Annotated in this window: 14 protein-coding genes; 5 read left to right on the top strand and 9 right to left on the bottom strand. The window is 44.0% G+C overall.

The genetic code is table 11. The features are described from left to right. Positions 1–6: 6 nt before the first annotated feature. From NL647_RS01745 to NL647_RS01720, 6 genes are read right to left on the bottom strand one after another with little or no spacing between them, the layout of a single operon-like run. The gene (locus NL647_RS01745; RefSeq protein WP_038214212.1) at positions 7–771 is read right to left on the bottom strand and encodes a hypothetical protein; all 765 of its coding nucleotides are present in this window, start codon (positions 769–771) and stop codon (positions 7–9) included. Continuing rightward, on the bottom strand, positions 761–2,062 hold the full coding sequence (locus NL647_RS01740; RefSeq protein ID WP_005453420.1) for a hypothetical protein: 1,302 nt from the start codon (positions 2,060–2,062) through the stop codon (positions 761–763). The genes NL647_RS01745 and NL647_RS01740 overlap by 11 nt, the downstream gene beginning before the upstream one ends. 18 nt (positions 2,063–2,080) lie before the next feature. Continuing rightward, positions 2,081–3,478 (bottom strand): hypothetical protein, encoded by a 1,398-nt coding sequence (locus NL647_RS01735; RefSeq protein WP_017188683.1) that lies wholly within the window; start codon positions 3,476–3,478, stop codon positions 2,081–2,083. Beyond that, positions 3,460–4,638: a hypothetical protein gene (locus NL647_RS01730; protein WP_154202357.1), complete on the bottom strand. Its 1,179-nt coding sequence runs from the start codon at positions 4,636–4,638 to the stop codon at positions 3,460–3,462. Before NL647_RS01730 ends, NL647_RS01735 begins: the two co-directional genes overlap by 19 nt. Next, positions 4,638–5,366 carry a hypothetical protein gene (locus NL647_RS01725; protein WP_009697141.1) on the bottom strand — a complete coding sequence of 243 codons (729 nt, stop codon included), beginning with the start codon at positions 5,364–5,366 and terminating at the stop codon, positions 4,638–4,640. The genes NL647_RS01730 and NL647_RS01725 overlap by 1 nt, the downstream gene beginning before the upstream one ends. A gap of 11 nt (positions 5,367–5,377) precedes the next feature. Next, positions 5,378–6,274, bottom strand: coding sequence for a hypothetical protein (locus tag NL647_RS01720; RefSeq protein WP_234331539.1), 897 nt, complete (start codon positions 6,272–6,274; stop codon positions 5,378–5,380). Between the two features lie 450 nt (positions 6,275–6,724). On the opposite strand from NL647_RS01720, the gene NL647_RS01715 reads away from it, so the two are divergent. Both NL647_RS01715 and NL647_RS01710 read left to right on the top strand, forming a co-directional pair. Then, positions 6,725–7,210, top strand: a complete 486-nt coding sequence (locus NL647_RS01715) for an acyl-CoA thioesterase (protein ID WP_005453411.1) — start codon at positions 6,725–6,727, stop codon at positions 7,208–7,210. A gap of 162 nt (positions 7,211–7,372) precedes the next feature. Continuing rightward, complete coding sequence (locus NL647_RS01710; RefSeq protein ID WP_005453409.1) at positions 7,373–7,618, top strand: hypothetical protein; 246 nt, start codon at positions 7,373–7,375, stop codon at positions 7,616–7,618. Positions 7,619–7,987: 369 nt separating this feature from the next. Here the strand turns inward: NL647_RS01710 and malG are convergent, their stop codons facing one another. The 3 genes from malG to malE all read right to left on the bottom strand — a co-directional run bounded on the left by malG (position 7,988) and on the right by malE (position 11,724). Next, positions 7,988–8,878: a maltose ABC transporter permease MalG gene (gene malG, locus NL647_RS01705; RefSeq protein ID WP_005432001.1), complete on the bottom strand. Its 891-nt coding sequence runs from the start codon at positions 8,876–8,878 to the stop codon at positions 7,988–7,990. Between the two features lie 12 nt (positions 8,879–8,890). Continuing rightward, on the bottom strand, positions 8,891–10,465 hold the full coding sequence (gene malF, locus NL647_RS01700) for a maltose ABC transporter permease MalF (protein WP_253649530.1): 1,575 nt from the start codon (positions 10,463–10,465) through the stop codon (positions 8,891–8,893). An 80-nt stretch (positions 10,466–10,545) separates the two neighbouring features. After that, on the bottom strand, positions 10,546–11,724 hold the full coding sequence (gene malE, locus NL647_RS01695; protein ID WP_005453405.1) for a maltose/maltodextrin ABC transporter substrate-binding protein MalE: 1,179 nt from the start codon (positions 11,722–11,724) through the stop codon (positions 10,546–10,548). A gap of 668 nt (positions 11,725–12,392) precedes the next feature. Here malE and malK point away from each other — a divergent pair. The 3 genes from malK to NL647_RS01680 all read left to right on the top strand — a co-directional run bounded on the left by malK (position 12,393) and on the right by NL647_RS01680 (position 16,541). Continuing rightward, the gene (gene malK / locus NL647_RS01690; RefSeq protein WP_005453403.1) at positions 12,393–13,511 is read left to right on the top strand and encodes a maltose/maltodextrin ABC transporter ATP-binding protein MalK; all 1,119 of its coding nucleotides are present in this window, start codon (positions 12,393–12,395) and stop codon (positions 13,509–13,511) included. 413 nt (positions 13,512–13,924) lie between these two features. Then, a complete protein-coding gene (locus NL647_RS01685; RefSeq protein ID WP_005453401.1) occupies positions 13,925–15,325 on the top strand; it encodes an undecaprenyl-phosphate glucose phosphotransferase in 1,401 nt (466 codons plus the stop codon). 7 nt (positions 15,326–15,332) lie between these two features. Next, positions 15,333–16,541: an outer membrane beta-barrel protein gene (locus NL647_RS01680; RefSeq protein WP_253649529.1), complete on the top strand. Its 1,209-nt coding sequence runs from the start codon at positions 15,333–15,335 to the stop codon at positions 16,539–16,541. Positions 16,542–16,552: the final 11 nt, after the last annotated feature.

The following is a 16,552-nucleotide window of genomic DNA, read 5'->3' as shown; positions in this document are numbered from 1 at the left end:
GTTAAATCAGAAATAAGAAGACAGATCTCCGACACTCTCAGCTTGTTGCTCAAACATTTGATCTTCAATGTCTATCACCAAACGCTCGCATTCTTTGCTTGAGCACTGCTTTGCGATGAACAAGCTTTCCTCAAGTTCTCCTTGCTCAAACTGCCATTGAGCTAGCCAGTGTTTGATTTCACTGTTGGAAATTGCGGGAACATCGACATACTGTTGATAGTAGTTTTCAGCTTTGGTCACGTCTGATTGAGATAAGAGCAAGGTGACCAAACCTGCGGCATCCATCGCAACGCTAGGTTCTTTGATGATCAACGGTAATATCGGCTTGATGTGCTGGTACTGCTTTGTTGAGTAATACGCAACGGCATAGTTCAGCGCTGTGGTTTGGAGATTGGTTTTGTAGCCAGTATCATTCACATTCGCACGGCACTGAGCTTGACTCTTACTCACTGAAGAAAACTGAATATTGGTCAGTTCGTAAGTTAGACTCGCAAAAGGCCACGAATCTAAAGTTTCACGAATGAAACCACCTTCAAGCAACTTGTCTTCGTATTTTTTGCGAAGCTCTAAACCGAGCCCTTTACGACACAATGACTTCATTTGTTTCGTGGTCAGTTCATGCTGTCTTTTCACTTCAACTGACACTTCTGAGTCACTGGTTTTAAGCTCATAATCCGTGCCGTTGAACGACCAAGAATGAGAGTCGGAAGCAAAAACTGGTAGACCTAAAAGGCCTACCAGAACAAGCAAGTATCTGTGGTTACAGATCATTTGCGTTACTCACTTGACCAGATGGTCCTTGAGTATTGTTGCTTCCGTCAGTCAGACCACCGGTTGTTGAAATTTTGTGGTCTGAGCTTGCGTTTTGACCTTCACGAACGCGCTTTTTGTTTTCTGCAGCTGCTTGCTTTGCCGTCGCCTCTAGAGAAGGGGCATAAACCGCAACGGCTAACATCCAGTCACCATCGCTGCTCTTAAAGGTTTTAACAGAAACACCTGGAGGAACTTGACCCGCTGCAAATGACTTGTACGAATCAAAGCTCTTGATGTTGTTCATGAACGTATGTTTGTCTTCTGCCAATACTTTCGCATCTGCTGGGTTAACGCTCTCAGGTGGGTACTCGAACTGTTCATTCTTCTCTAACTGGTTCTCTGTGAAACCACCTTCCCAGTAAACTTGTTCACCTTGCATTACTGCAATCAGACCGTTTCTCGCTTTTGCTTGCGCTTGAGATTTAGACATACCAAGCAGCTTGCGTTTCACGCTCTTATTCTTGTTGTCACGAATGATCGAAGAACCGAAACCAAGTACAAACGACTCGCCCGTTTCAGCGTTGGTAATCACTTTCGCACCAACAGGAGGCATCACACCCGCCTGCAGATCAGCGATGATTTGTTTGAAAATCACGTTTGGTTCTGTAGTCTGAGTCAGAGCGCCCACTTTACGCTTCGTTTGCTCACGTGTTTTCGGCGTTGAAATCAAACTAACACGAACTAGGTTTTCACTTGGATCATCATACACATCGAACGTCACGTAACCTGCCAACGCGCCTTTTACTGACTCAGCACAGTTATCGCTCATCATGCTTGTGGTGTTTGCCGCGCCTTCTGTCGCAGTATCAATCACATCCATGGTTTCGTTGATCGCTGTCGCACACATGTTGCTCATGCCTTCCATGTTTTCCACTAATTGCTTTTTCGCAATTTGGAAAGCTTTCATGTATGCACCACGCTTAGATAACAACGTCGCGTTACGGTTTTCGTAAGTTTCGTAGCTACCAGAACCCGTAGATAGAATACCGATACCCGAGCCAACTGCGATCATCTTAACGCCATCACCTTCGTCTTCGATCAGGCTTTGGTGAGCAACAAGTACCGCGGCTTTCGGGTCTGCCGCCACAACTAGATCACCCACCTCTTTTACGTCATCTGTATTTACAGCTTGTGTTTCAGAAGGTGCATCGGTTGCAGGAACGAGATCATTAAGGTCAAAATCTACATTTGCATGTGCAGAACCAAAGGCACTTGCTAGTACCAATGAAAGAAGTGTTTTTTTAAACATAAATATCCTGTAGAGGTCTTAAAGCACGTTGATTTGGTAATCGTTCAAAACACGTAGCTTGGACTGATAATTTGGCTGATGAATGCGCAACGTTGGCTGGATAAACTGAGCAAGGTCATTGGCGTTGTTTAATGAGCGAAGTCGGACAATCACCTTGCCAGAACGACTTTCAATCTTGATATCAGAAACGCCGTTAATCGCACTAAGCAAGGTATAAAGTTGACCTTGTTGACCCGCCGCTTTCGGCGTAAAGATCAATTCTCTAACCGGGCCACCACGCATTGCCATTTTTTGGACGGCGCTATGTAACGCTTGAGTCAGCATTTTCTGGTTTTGATCGACAGCCAAGTGCACTGACGCTAGTTCATTCAGCATCCCCTCTTTGTTAGGAAGGGTCATCAGTGTTGGATCGTTGTGCCAATTACCGTATTCATTACCCGCTCGGTCTAATAGCTTAGCCGCCAATTCCAACTGCAAGCCGGAAGGCGTCACTTTCTCTTTTTCTTGAACTTGAAGAATGATGGTTGCCTGCTCTGGAGTACCAGAGAGATCGAAGCCCATCTGAGCAAGAGAGCTACTGAACGTGGTTTGAACAACCGGAAGGTGCGCATCCACGTAAACGGCAGGTTGCCCTAGACTCTTGATAAGTTGAGCGATCTTAGCCTCAACCTTTTGGCGTTCAACAGACACATCGAGCGTCACGACAAGCACACCATTTGGTTTAGTTTGGCTAGAAATTTCGCTCCAACCAGTAATCATACCTTGCGATTGCATTGATAAGGATTGGACAGCCACATCATGCAAGTTAAAGTCATCACTGACCGCATTTGCCGACATGCTTGAATAGGTTTGCTGAAGGTAGCCAGATTTAACCATCACGCCCAAAACTTGGCTGATAGCACGACGAAATGCATCTTGCTCAGCCGCTTGGCGCGCACTTAAACCTTGCTTAGCGTTCGGGATACCCTCACCGATGACCACAACAGAAACCGTCGAGTCAGAACCCCAAACAATACCCTCGTCTGAGTCTTCTTCTGTTTGCGTTGGTGGCATAAGACGCACATTCACACAGGTATCATCGCCGTAGATCTCAGGTTGCCCAAAATCCGCAGTGATCATCCCTCTCTCGATTCCAGTTACTAACATTTCTCGAGCAGCTTGATTAAACTGTTCGTTGAGTAATTCGGAATCTTCAGAAGATAAAGAAAGTGAAACCTGCCCGTTTAAAAACAGTCGCAGGTTATTGATCGCATCCGCTTTCGCCCCCTCTATCGCTAACGCACCACGACCATATGCGCACCCCTGCTCAACAAGAGCCAGTGTTGACTGGCTCTTATCAAGTTCAAGCGCAGCTGCAGGTGCAGCCGAAAGCAATCCACCGAGGGTAAGACTAAGACTTATCCCTTTTGCGCCCATGTGCTGCGTTCCTTCATGAATTCCATCGGGACACCGACGCTAACTGCAAAGATTCGACGCTGACGATCTGGACGGTAAATACCCTGCGCAGCTTCGTCTTTCACTTGATCAGCAAGCTTACTGTCTTTCCAGCGGACAATTTTGCCTTGAGCACTTTGTTGGCTAGGGTTAACCGTCGCCACACCGATTGGCTCAACAAAACCTGCACTGTACTCAAATACAACCATGGTTTCATTTGGTAATACACCAGCATTTTGACCACGATCTAGCGAGATTCGGTCGCCTTTAATGCCCATAACTTGTGCTGTTGCTGGCATCTCTTTTAGCAGACGAGTCAACATGATATCGAAACCACGTGACGCCATTTCGTTCATCACAGAATCAACGTCTTTACTACTGGTGTAGTTAAAACCGCGGTAGTAGTCACCATTTGCGATTACGGTTGTGAAGCTTTCCTTATCACGAACATCAAAGTTAGAAACGCGGATCTTACCGATATTCGGGTAGCTCAGCTTTTCACGAGTGTACGGGTCAATAACACCCGTCGTCATTTCCATTGATGTTTGGAATAAAGACTGCGTAGAACCAAAGAGCATATCGCCAGTTTTAAGCACGTCGACCTTCATGATGTAGTCCGTCGATAACTTGTCACGACCACTCATTTTTTGTGCGACTTTTGCTGCACCTTCATCGGCAAGAATCTCTTCCATCGCCGCGTTTACTGACTTAGTGTCACGCGTCAAGATACGGAAACGGTTCACACCCGCAAATTGGTTTTCTAACGTGTTCTCAAGCGCTTTCGTTTCGAACTTACCAATACTTGAATGCATTGCATTGAATACATCGGCAGATTTGCCTTGAAGGTTCTCGCTAACGTCAGTTTGAACGTCACCGAAGTAAAGGCGAATAGTCTTTTTTGCTAACGGACAACGGCTGTCTTTCTCGTTTGCTTCGTAAGTACAGAATTGAAGACCTTGAGTGTTGAAGTATGCTGGAACTTCGATGTCACTGTTGGTGAATTCAAACGCTGACTTACCAATGATTAAAGACGAGTTGCCTGCGTTACTCTCAACTGCGTAAGTTTGTTGGCTGGGCGTGCTATTACACCCAGCCAAAACAAGACCAGCAGCGACAAGTGTTGCGATCTTTGAATATTTCATTACGACTTAACTTTCTCTGCTAAAACTTTGTCTAGGTTCTCTAGTTGCTCGATTGTGTTTTGGTCTAGAGAAATCATGTCGTTTGCGTCGTAAACAAGAAGAGAACGTGCTTTCATCTCGTTGTAAGCTTCAACAACTGGCACTTCTTCTTTTGCTTCTGCATCCGCTTCGCCTTCTTCTTCAGACTCATTCGATAGGAAAGAAAGTGCGTTGCCTAAACCCGCCATTGCAGAATCTTGCGCAATTACTGCCGCGTTGTCTGAAGCAATAATTGCAATTTCAGCTGCCTCAAGCGCGATGTCTTTCGCTAGCTCAACGTTCTTGTCAAAGATTGAATCAGACGCCGCTTTGTACGCTTCAACTTGTGGGCGAATTTTCTTGTTTTCAGCTTTGCCTTCATCGAATTCATTCATCGCAACAAGAAGCTCTTCATCACTCTTATCAGCATTGATCTTTAGGAAACCTGCTACGTCTGCATGCTTGTCTGCTAGTGTGCGGTAGTCTTGGAATACAGCACATTGACGCTCTTGAATCGACACCATCACTTTAGATACTTTGTCTACAGCGTAAGATACTGGTGTGTACTCAGAGCCTAGCTCAGTACAAGATTTAACAAGAGCTGCACTCATTTCGTTGCGGTCAACCGTCGCAGACTCCATACCTGGCATTGAAGAACAACCTGCTAGTGCGGTAGCAAATAGAGAAGCCATGACTGTTTTTTTAAACATTTCTGTATCCTTTAGATCAATACTGAATAGATAGATTTATTAGTAAGCTTTTTAATTATTTTTTGCTCAGCAGCGTGTTTTGCCGCCGCAGAGCTAGCTTGGGATTTACCTAACACGGTGATCACCTTTTGGGTCACCATATGAGATGAATTTGAATCGAAGACTTTAAGTTGAATACTTTGCTTGGCGACAAAGTCTTTCCCTTGTCGTCCCTGCTGGGATTTCGTCTTGATATAAACGGAGATGCCACCATGATTCGACGCAAATGCGTGACGTGATAGCAACTCGTGAATTTGATGAGAAAAAGCATCATTCGATGCGACAAACGAAATCGAGAGCATTTCTCTCTTCGCGTTCATCGTTTCGCTAATCTGTAGGTGTTGTGCACGGTATGACTGTGCAGCATCAGAATCTAAAATACCGAGCACATCGAGCTGAACGGCACTTTTCGTCATTAGCTCTTCAGCATGAAAGTAGTCCTTCACACCACGCCAGTTGTTGTTGAGATTTTTAAGTTTTATCGCAGCCGTTTGGTACGAGACCGTCAAATCATGCTCAATCTGTTTCTGCCAGGTTTTCTTACTCAGCCGATAGCGATACTCACAACCTTTCTCGCCACATTCATGACTTAAAACTTCCAAGTGAGGGATTTCAATTGGAAGTGAATGTATGGATGAATCCTGAGAAAAAGAGGAGTCGACACCATGGGAAGTCTTAACAATAGATGACTTTTCATTCACTTCGATAACACTAATCAAGTTAAGTGCCAATTGCTTCTTAGCATCTTTTAGAGCGACATGTTCAGCGTCACCAAATCCTGAAGCATACAGATACCCAGAGTCCACCCCTGCATATATCTTTATACTAATTAGTGAGATAGCTAAACTAAGACTTAAAACACGGAACAAGAGACTAACCATAAAGTGTTATTTAAAAACGGTCAGAACCATACGAAATAATTAAACCGTATGCAATTGAGCAAACAATCACCAAACAGCATTCCGAATGAATATTTATTCACAAATGAAATTATGTGATATTCATTCCACAATTACAGGTCCTTACACAACCCTTACAAACAAAGACACATCATTCTCAAAAGTAAGATAACCAACAAAACAGATATTCAATTAATTGAATTAGTGCGCTTTTTATCAATAGTGTATTTTTTTAATAAGTGTGACTTATGTTTTATCTATAAAATGATAAAACTCGATTTTTGAAGGATTTTTAGCCAGCTTTCGGATTACTTAATCCAACTCGAAACGACACTGATGTGATAAATGTTTTGCTGACGTATTTAAGAGTCGTTGCATTGCTGTTACATTGAAGCTAAACAACGCACAAAGGAATGACAGATGAGCAGTGGTCAAAGAGACATTACCCTTCGTTTTCTTGCAGAACCTGGAGACGTAAACTTCGGTGGCAAAGTACACGGCGGCGCCGTAATGAAGTGGATCGATTTAGCAGCTTACGCATGTAGTGCAGCTTGGAGTGGAAAATACTGCATTACCGCGTACGCTGGTGGTATTCGCTTTGTCGCCCCAATTCATGTTGGGAATTTAGTCGAGGTCAGTGCCAAGGTCATTTATACGGGGCGCAGTTCAATGCACATTGCTATTGATGTACAAGCCAGCGATCCAAAAGAATTGAAAAACCGCCTTACAACACATTGCATCGTCATCATGGTTGCGGTTGACGAAGACGGAAAGCCAACTGATGTTCCTAAGTGGAAACCGGAGTCTGAAGAAGATAAAGCGCTCGAACAATCGGCTATTCGCCTAATGAATATGCGCAAGCAGATTGGCGAAGAAATGGAAGCTCACGTCAAATATCTCAAATAAATCAACTTATATACCCAAGTGTCCTCCAGACACTTGGGTGTACCCGTGAAGTAATGTCATGGTTCTGTCATTCACTTCATGCCAGGTTCAAATTGTCATAAATCTTTCACTTTGATTTGGTTAAATCCACCCACAATTTTGGTGTTGGGTAGAGTTTGGATCTTGAGCTTAAAAAAGACCACATTAAGTGAAAATACATTAACCAATTTAAAAGCGGTCGAATATCAGTGGGTCAGAACCATGTATGTCGAAGGCTATAACGAAGAAGAAATTAACCATTACATACAAACTTGTTTTGGTGGTGACTCAACTTTTGCCGATCTATTCCGCCGTGTTGCTCTACAGCAAGAAAGTTTATATACCTTACTTCAATATGTAGGCTGTGCTCCCTCTAGCCGCGAGTTTTAACGCTTTCTCAGAAAATCCAGCCCCTTCCCTCTAAATACGCTTAAATTAATTCTGTGAAGTGATACGCAGGGCATTCTGATGTCACTGTGTAATCCATTGCAAACTGGTTAGTCTGTGTCGGAAACAAGAAAGCATAGAGATTCTACGGGTATAAAAAAACCTGAGTCGAGACTCAGGTTATGGTTACAAGAAACTGTTAGTGATTAAAGCGTAAGGAACTAAGCTAACAGCCAGCTATGCGTAACGCCAATAAAGCCTGATATTACTGATCGGCGGCCAAACCAAAAGCGTAATATCGATGCTAAATATAAGGGCGACCATTTGGTCGCCCTTTTCTAGTTATTCTTTTCTCTCAGAGACCAACTGAGATTATCCTTTCACACCACCAGCTGTCAGACCACCGACTAACCAGCGTTGTGCAAGCAAGAATACGATTGTAATTGGTAGTGCAGACAATACTGCTGCAGCTGCGAAATCACCCCATAGATAGTTCTGCGGGTATAGGTACTGCTGCATACCAACTGCTAGTGTGTAGGAGTTTACATCAGAAAGTAGTAGAGATGCTACCGGTACCTCACCTACAACACCGATAAATGACAAGATGAACACTACAGCTAGAATTGGCACAGATAGTGGTAGTAGTACCAAACGGAACGCTTGCCATGGCGTAGCACCATCCAATGCCGCGGCCTCTTCTAGCGAGTTATCAATCGTCTCAAAGTAACCTTTAATGGTCCACACGTGCAGTGCAATACCACCTAGGTAAGAGAAGATCAAACCACCGTGCGTGTTTAACCCCAGGAACGGAATGTACTGACCTAGTTTGTCAAACAATGCGTAAAGAGCCACAAGCGCAAGTACCGCCGGGAACATTTGGAAGATCATCATCGCTTTCAAGATGGTGTTCTTACCTTTGAAGCGTAGACGTGCAAACGCGTAAGCCGAAGTTGTTGACAGTGCCACGATAAGGATTGACGTGATACCCGCAACTTTTACTGAGTTCCAAAGCCAAGTTAGTACTGGGAATGGAGGCGGTGTTACAGAACCATCTGCATTTGTTACCGAGAAGCCTAGTGCTAACTTCCAGTGCTCTAGCGATGGGTTGTCTGGAATCAGACTACCCGTTGCAAAGTTACCCTCACGGAATGAGATCGCAATGATCATCAGCAGTGGGAAAATAATCAGTGACAGGAAAGCCCAAAGAGCAATATGGGTCGCCCATACACGGTACTTTAAAGATTTACCTTGTACTATAGCCATGGTCGTTACTCCTTAGTCCTGAGATAGCTTAGTGAAACGTAGGTTCAATAGTGCTAGCGCGCCAACCAATAGGAAGATAAGCGTTGCGATTGCACTTGCTAGACCGAAATCTTGACCACCTGCACCTTCAAACGCGATACGGTACGTGTAGCTTACTAGTAGGTCGGTGTAACCCGCTGGCTCTGAAGTACCAATCATGTTTGGACCACCGCCAGTCAATAGCTGAATCATTACAAAGTTGTTGAAGTTAAACGCAAAGCTCGCAATCAGTAGTGGAGTCAGAGGTTTAATCATCATAGGTAACGTTACTTTCATGAAGTTTTGGACGAAGTTCGCACCATCGATTGCAGACGCTTCATAAAGGTCATCAGGAATCGCTTTTAGTAGACCCATACATAGAATCATCATGTAAGGGAAACCAAGCCAAGTGTTCACGATCATTACCATGGTTTTCGCTAGGAATGGGTCAGAGAACCAAGATGGGCTAATACCAAAGATAGCGTTCAATACCATGTTGATCTCACCAAAGCTTTGGTTGAAGAGACCTTTAAAGATTAGGATTGAGATAAACGCCGGAACCGCATAAGGCAGAATCAATAGTACTCGGTACACTGCTCGACCTTTGAGCTCCTCCCACTGAACAACACTCGCTAGAACTAAGCCAATAACTAGCGTGAACACAACCGTCAGGATTGAGAATACGACCGTCCAGATGAAGATACTGATGAAAGGCTCTTTGATGCCGTCGTCTTTCCAAACTCGCTCAAAGTTATCTGTACCAATGTTTACGACAAAACCAGGAGAAACTGTGTTGCCAACAAACTGACCATTCTCATCAACGGGTTGGTAGTAACCCACATCCATGTTTGGACGCAATAGTTCTTGAGTACGGTTGTTGAACAGTGATTCGCCATCATCTTGAAGTGTGTATAGCGGAACCACAGCTGCGAACTTACGTAGACCGCTCATACGAATGTCATCGCCGCTTGGAAGGTGCAAGTCAACGCTGCTTAGTGCACTGCGGTTCTTAACGATAGTTTTGATTGGCTCTTTGTCACCAGTCGCTTCAGTGATAGGCGCTAAAACAAGATCCGTTGCAGAGAAGCCGTCAAGTTGGAAGGTTGGCGTTGCTAATAGCTCGTCGCCTTTCTTCACAACAATTTGGTGACCTTGCTCAGTCTTGTACAGAGTGAATGGAAAACTTTCACCACTCTGATAAGTTCTGTCTAACAGTACAGTCTGTGCACGATCGAAAGAAAGCTGGTTTTTCGCGCTGTAGTTAGTAAACGCCAGACCGACGGTATATGCCAAAGGGAACAGGATGAATAGAATCATCCCGGCAATACCAGGGTAGATGTATCGGTGAGCGTAAGTTTTCTTACTACCAAAAATGAATAGCGCTAATGCGGTTAGAATAATCGTAAGTAGCGCAAACGCAATCTCACCGCGAGAATACATTAAGATAGTTGCGTAGCCATTGATAATGCCGACTGTGCCCAATAGTGCCCATTTGGTGAACACTTTCTTGCTGCTTGGTAGGCTGGCTTCTGGTGCTGTCATAGCATCTGTACCTTGAACTGACTGCATAGGGAACCTGCTAGCGAATATAGGATAAATATAGAAAAGTAAGGAGGAGTTGCCCCCTCCTTAAAAAGGGTATTACTGAATTATTTAGTCATTTGTTTTTCTGCATCTGCTAGAGCAGCATCTACAGTTTGACGACCGTCAACAACGTTGATGATAGCGTTCTTAGCTGCACCCCAGAATGCGTTCATTTGTGGGATGTTTGGCATGATTTCGCCGTTCATCGCGTTGTCCATTGTTGCTGCGATACGAGTATCTGAATCTAGCTCACGTTGGAACGAGTTAAGCGCTACTGCACCTAGAGGCTTGTCGTTGTTAACCATACGTAGACCATCGTTAGTTAGTAAGTAGTTCTCGATGAACTCTACCGCTAGGTCTTTGTTAGGTGATGCAGTGCTGATACCAGCAGTTAGTACACCAACGAATGGCTTAGAAGACTGACCTTGGAATTTAGGCAGTGTTGTTACACCGTAGTTGATGCCAGACTTCTCGATGTTGCCCCAAGACCACGGACCGTTGATAGTCATTGCTGCAGTACCTTGGTTGAACGCAGACTCAGATACTGAGTAGTCCATATCCGCAGAGATTACGCCTTTGTCTACTAGACCTTTAACGAAGTTCATCGCGTCTTTCACGCCTTCTTTCGCGATACCAGCATCTTTAATGTCGTAACCTTCAGATGTGTATTTAAACGCGTAGCCGCCATCAGCTGCCATTAGTGGCCATGTGAAGTACGGTTCTTTTAGGTTCCACATGATCGCAGACTTACCGTCTTTCTTAAGCTTCGCATCTAGCGCTGCTACTTCTTCCCAAGTCTTAGGTGGGTTTGGAACAAGGTCTTTGTTGTAGATTAGAGATAGAGACTCAACTGCTACTGGGTAACCGATAAGTTTGCCGTCATAACGAACTGCATCCCATGCAAAATCAACGATGCCGTCTTGAATTTCTTTAGATGGTTTGATTTCAGCTAGTAGACCAGATTCTGCGTAGCCACCGAAACGGTCGTGAGCCCAGAATACGATATCAGGACCATCACCTGTCGCTGCAGTTTGAGGGAACTTGTCTTGTAGACCGTCTGGGTGAGCCACTGTTACCTTGATGCCAGTGTCTTCTTCAAACTTCTTACCAACTTCAGCAAGACCGTTATAGCCTTTGTCGCCGTTGATCCAGATAGTCAGTTGTCCTTCTTCTATGGCAGCATTAGCACCAAAAGAACCCAAAGCAACAAGAGTACCTAGTGCTACAGCGCTTAATTTTTTCATGTTCGTATCCTTTTTATATTTTTGATGTAGGGCTAGTCCATTGAGGTTCAGCCGTATTTCGACATATATCATCTGAAATAATCCTATATGTCTCATCCTCCTAATCCCTACGCCCTTGCAATTATGACGTATTTTCGTGATCTGAATCGCCAAGGGTTAGAGACTCAAATCACAAAATGAATGCTTCCTGTGATCGGTTTCAACTTTAGGTCACGCAATAATGTGATTTCAGCCCAACTCCCACTCTATTCCTCCTTTTTGACTCCTCCCCGCCTACTCCCCCTACAATTATTTCGATTAGGAGGATGTAGCAGTGAACACAATCTTAGAAACTGCAGTCATCCAAGAGTGGATGGTAAGAACCCTTTCCCAGCAGTACCTACCCTATAGGTGAAAAGATTTGCTGGTTTTTCATTGCCATACGAGTGGAATGTCATTATTGGTGTTGTTTGTGGTAATTATTTCACGGGGGAGACAACACGAATAATGTGGGGGAGAGAAACTCGTATTTGGCTATGATGGGTAGTGCTCCAGTTCAGGACATTTGGAGCGCTACCCTGTTTTTCTTACCAATCCCAATAACTTACCGATTCCTACTGTTACTGCTCGCTAGATAATTCATATAATGATGAGCGGTGAATAATAAAAATTGATCGAGGACGAGCTACATGGCGAGTGTCACGTTAAAAAATGTTTGTAAAGCGTATGGCGACGTACTGATTTCTAAGAACGTAGATCTAGAGATCAACGAAGGTGAATTCGTTGTTTTCGTAGGTCCATCAGGTTGTGGTAAATCTACCCTGCTACGTTGTATTGCCGGTCTTGAAGACATTACTTCAGGTGATTTGTATATTGGTGACCAGCGCATGAATGACGTAGAACCATCCAAACGTGGTGTTGGTATGGTGTTCCAGTCTTATGCTCTTTACCCACACCTAAACCTATATGACAACATGTCATTTGGTCTGAAACTAGCAAAAGCTGACAAAGCTGAAATCGATAAGCGTGTTGAACACGCAGCAGAAATTCTACAGTTGGGTCACCTGCTAGAGCGTCAACCAAAAGCACTTTCTGGTGGTCAACGTCAACGTGTTGCGATCGGTCGTACGCTTGTGTCTCAACCAGATGTATTCCTTCTTGATGAACCATTATCAAACTTGGACGCAGCACTGCGTGTAAACATGCGTGCGCAAATCACGAAGCTACAACGCCAGCTTGGTTGTACCATGATCTACGTTACGCACGATCAGGTTGAAGCGATGACAATGGCTGACAAAATTGTCGTTCTTGATGGTGGTTATGTATCACAAGTTGGTAAGCCATTAGAGCTTTACCACTACCCACAAAACCGTTTTGTTGCTGGTTTCATTGGTTCACCAAAGATGAACTTTATGAGTGTTTTCATTGACGAAGTCGAATCAGAGCGCGTAAAAGTACAACTTTCTAACGGTGTATCATTCTGGATCCCAGTAGATGGTACGACGGTGAACCGCGGTGACCGTATGTCACTAGGTATTCGCCCAGAGCACTTAGTTCAAGCCGTTGACGCTGATGCGACAATTCACGGTGAAGTGATGATCGTAGAGAAACTAGGTAACGAGACTCAAGTTTACCTAAACCTAGAAGGTGCGGACGCAGACGTTATCTACCGTCAACCAGATACACTACCAGTAGAGTCTGGTGACAAACTAGAAATCGGTATCCCTGCACATCGTTGTCACCTATTCCACAGCGATGGTCGCGCATGCCGCCGACTACATAAAGAAAACGGCGTAGATTTCGAGTAAAACTTCTTTCACCTTTGCTTGCTACCAATCCCTCTCATTCGAGAGGGATTTTTTATTTCCGAAACTAACGTATTAATTTTCCGTCCTAAGAATTAATTCGATAGATCATAAGCAAATTAAAACCTTAGTTTCTTTTCAATCCTTTACGATTAGTACTTTTACCCGCCCTACTCAGACAAGTATTAAGTTTTTCCTAAACTGCCAATATTAGCCGAAGGTCTAAATTTCATTCTTATTTCCACTTACCTAAACAGAGCGAATTTTTAAACTAATTTCCGAATTATGGTGATTGATAGATCGGTTTTCTGCGGTCACCGACAAACACATTTTATTTATCACTAAAAAGCGTTAACGACACGGATATTGGGAAACGACACCCAATGGCGGTAGCGTGTCTTAAGGGAAATTAGGTTATGAAACACAAAGGACTCATACGTTCTCATGAGATGGAATTCGCATTTTTATACCGCATCTCTGATCTCGTAGTCATCGTCTCGTTTATGCTGTTTTTGGTTGTCAAAGATGCCAACACGTCACTCTACAAAGATTACGTTATCCTATCTTTCGTAGGCAGCGTTTCTTTCCTCATCATGGCTGAGAGCGGAAAGCTATATCGTTCTTGGCGCACCAGTTCATTTAAAGAACAAATATTTATCCTGTGCATTTCATGGTTAGTGACCTGCACCTTCCTGTTTATGGTTCTGTACTTTTCTCAAGTACATGTCTTGTTCGAGCGCTACATTCTTGCATCTTGGTTCTTAATTACACCAGTACTACTTCTTTCTTGGCGCGTTGCGTTTCGTGCGGTCTTGGCATACATGAGAAAGATGGGCTACAACACTAGAACTGCAATTATTATTGGTCAAACGCCACACGGCTTAACACTTGCAAATGAACTAGAAAGCCACACAGAGCATGGTGTCTTATTTGATGGTTTCTACGATGAGCGCTCTAAAGACCGATTGCCAGAATCCGAATACCCAATAAAAGGCAATGTTGGTCTAGCCTTAGAACGAGCTAAACGCGGTGAAGTGGATTACGTTTATATCGCTATGCCAATGCACGCTAACGAGCGTATTGCATCATTCCTGACTCAGTTTTCAGACACCACGGCGAACACTTACCTTATCCCTGATTTCTTTACCTATAACTTACTGCACTCTCGTTGGGATCAAATAGGTCAAGTTCAAACACTCAGCGTTTTCGATACACCTTTCGCTGGTATTTCATCATGGGTAAAACGTCTAGAAGATATTGTTTTATCAAGCATTATCTTGCTTCTTATTTCACCAATCCTACTCGCAATTGCTATCGGCATTAAAGCTACATCTAAAGGTCCGGTTATCTTTAAGCAATTCCGCTACGGATTGGATGGCAGAAAAATTGAAGTTTGGAAGTTCCGTTCAATGACCACGATGGAGCAAGGGAACGACGTAAAACAAGCCACCAAAAACGATCCTCGCATTACACCATTTGGTGGGTTCCTACGTCGCACTTCTCTTGATGAACTACCCCAGTTTATCAATGTTCTGCAAGGCACGATGTCGATTGTCGGCCCGCGTCCGCATGCGGTTTCACACAATGAGGAATATCGCCAAATCGTCGACCGTTACATGCTAAGACACAAAGTAAAACCAGGCATCACAGGCTGGGCGCAAATCAATGGCTACCGTGGTGAGACCGATACACTCGATAAAATGGAAAAGCGTGTCGAGTTCGATTTGGATTACATCCACCAATGGTCAGTTTGGATGGACATCAAAATCATCTTCCTGACGATATTCAAAGGATTTACAGGTTCAAATGCGTACTAAGTCGATCATGATAAAAAAGACGTACTTGGGGGTTGTTCTGGTACTAAGCTCTGCTGCTTCAATGGCAGAACCGATGGCTTACAGAACCGAATCAGGCATTGAGTTTATTCCTACCGTAGGCGTGTTTTATGAAGGCAATGACAACATTGCGAAAGCTGACCAAGGTGAAAACGTTGAATCAGTAAATATTTGGGGTGTTGAGCCAAGCCTATTAACAAAGATTGAACGCAATCAATACCGTGCAGACTTGCTTTATAAGTTAAGCGCGGGCTTCTCCTCTGATGAACAAAATGATTACGATGATCATCTTATTCAATTCACTAACTTCTTTGAGTTTAATCATCGTAACCGCTTGGTCTTGGATTACCAATTTCGCGCTCAGCATGAAGAAAAAGGTGAAGAGTTTACTGAGGGGCAAGGCAACCAAATTACCGATCCGTTGGAGTTTCATCGCAATGTTTTCAGATCCAATTACATATTGGGCTCTGACGGTTCAAAAGGACGATTTGAGTTTGGTATAGGTTACCAAGATAAAACCTATCAGAACTACCGTGATGGACTGCCAGGAAAGCCTGACTCTAAAACCAAATACAACGACTTTCGAGCGCCGAGCGCGCATCTCGAATTCTATTTGCGCGCCACACCCAGGACTTATTGGTTAATCGGAACAAAACAAACCTTAACAGATTATCAAACAGATAATCCAAATGTACCTTCCAAAGACAATCACTCGGGCTTCTATTACACCGGTGCTCAGTGGGAAGTCACGGGGAAAACACAAGGTATCGCGCGATTGGGTTACCAAATAAAGGACTTCGATAGTCATCAAAGAGAAACCTTTGAGGGATTTAGTTGGGATATCGGATTGGAATGGCAACCACAGGAACACACGCTCCTGACCTTAAAGACGACTCAAGCTGCGGTTAGTCCAGATCAGGATGGCGATTACAACTTGCAAACTCGTTATACGCTAGCACTCAAGCAAGATTGGAACAGCTACTTAACCACACGGTTAGAAGCGCTCTATCAGCAAGATGACTATACCGGCGTCACACGTCACGAGGATCGCTACGCCTTGTCCGCAGGTGTGGATTATCAAATTAAGCGCTGGGTACTACTTAAGGCAGATTGGCGCTATCAAGATAAAAACTCCAACTTGCAGGGCTATAGTTTTGACCAAAACGTTTGGTCTATCAGTGCCCGATTCTCTTTATAACAAGGAATATC

It is taken from the genome of Vibrio sp. Y29_XK_CS5 (genome assembly GCF_024181835.1).
Classification (GTDB): Bacteria; Pseudomonadota; Gammaproteobacteria; order Enterobacterales; family Vibrionaceae; genus Vibrio; species Vibrio harveyi.
This window is presented reverse-complemented; position numbering and strand designations above follow the sequence as displayed.

Bases quoted from the DNA above. Each gene is read 5' to 3' on its own strand.
- NL647_RS01680 (WP_253649529.1), top strand. From the start codon at position 15,333: ATGATAAAAAAGACGTACTTGGGGGTTGTTCTGGTACTAAGCTCTGCT.
- malK (WP_005453403.1), top strand. From the start codon at position 12,393: ATGGCGAGTGTCACGTTAAAAAATGTTTGTAAAGCGTATGGCGACGTA.
- malE (WP_005453405.1), bottom strand. From the start codon at position 11,724: ATGAAAAAATTAAGCGCTGTAGCACTAGGTACTCTTGTTGCTTTGGGT.
- NL647_RS01735 (WP_017188683.1), bottom strand. From the start codon at position 3,478: ATGGGCGCAAAAGGGATAAGTCTTAGTCTTACCCTCGGTGGATTGCTT.
- NL647_RS01685 (WP_005453401.1), top strand. From the start codon at position 13,925: ATGAAACACAAAGGACTCATACGTTCTCATGAGATGGAATTCGCATTT.
- malG (WP_005432001.1), bottom strand. From the start codon at position 8,878: ATGGCTATAGTACAAGGTAAATCTTTAAAGTACCGTGTATGGGCGACC.
- NL647_RS01715 (WP_005453411.1), top strand. From the start codon at position 6,725: ATGAGCAGTGGTCAAAGAGACATTACCCTTCGTTTTCTTGCAGAACCT.
- malF (WP_253649530.1), bottom strand. From the start codon at position 10,465: ATGCAGTCAGTTCAAGGTACAGATGCTATGACAGCACCAGAAGCCAGC.
- NL647_RS01740 (WP_005453420.1), bottom strand. From the start codon at position 2,062: ATGTTTAAAAAAACACTTCTTTCATTGGTACTAGCAAGTGCCTTTGGT.
- NL647_RS01725 (WP_009697141.1), bottom strand. From the start codon at position 5,366: ATGTTTAAAAAAACAGTCATGGCTTCTCTATTTGCTACCGCACTAGCA.
- NL647_RS01730 (WP_154202357.1), bottom strand. From the start codon at position 4,638: ATGAAATATTCAAAGATCGCAACACTTGTCGCTGCTGGTCTTGTTTTG.
- NL647_RS01745 (WP_038214212.1), bottom strand. From the start codon at position 771: ATGATCTGTAACCACAGATACTTGCTTGTTCTGGTAGGCCTTTTAGGT.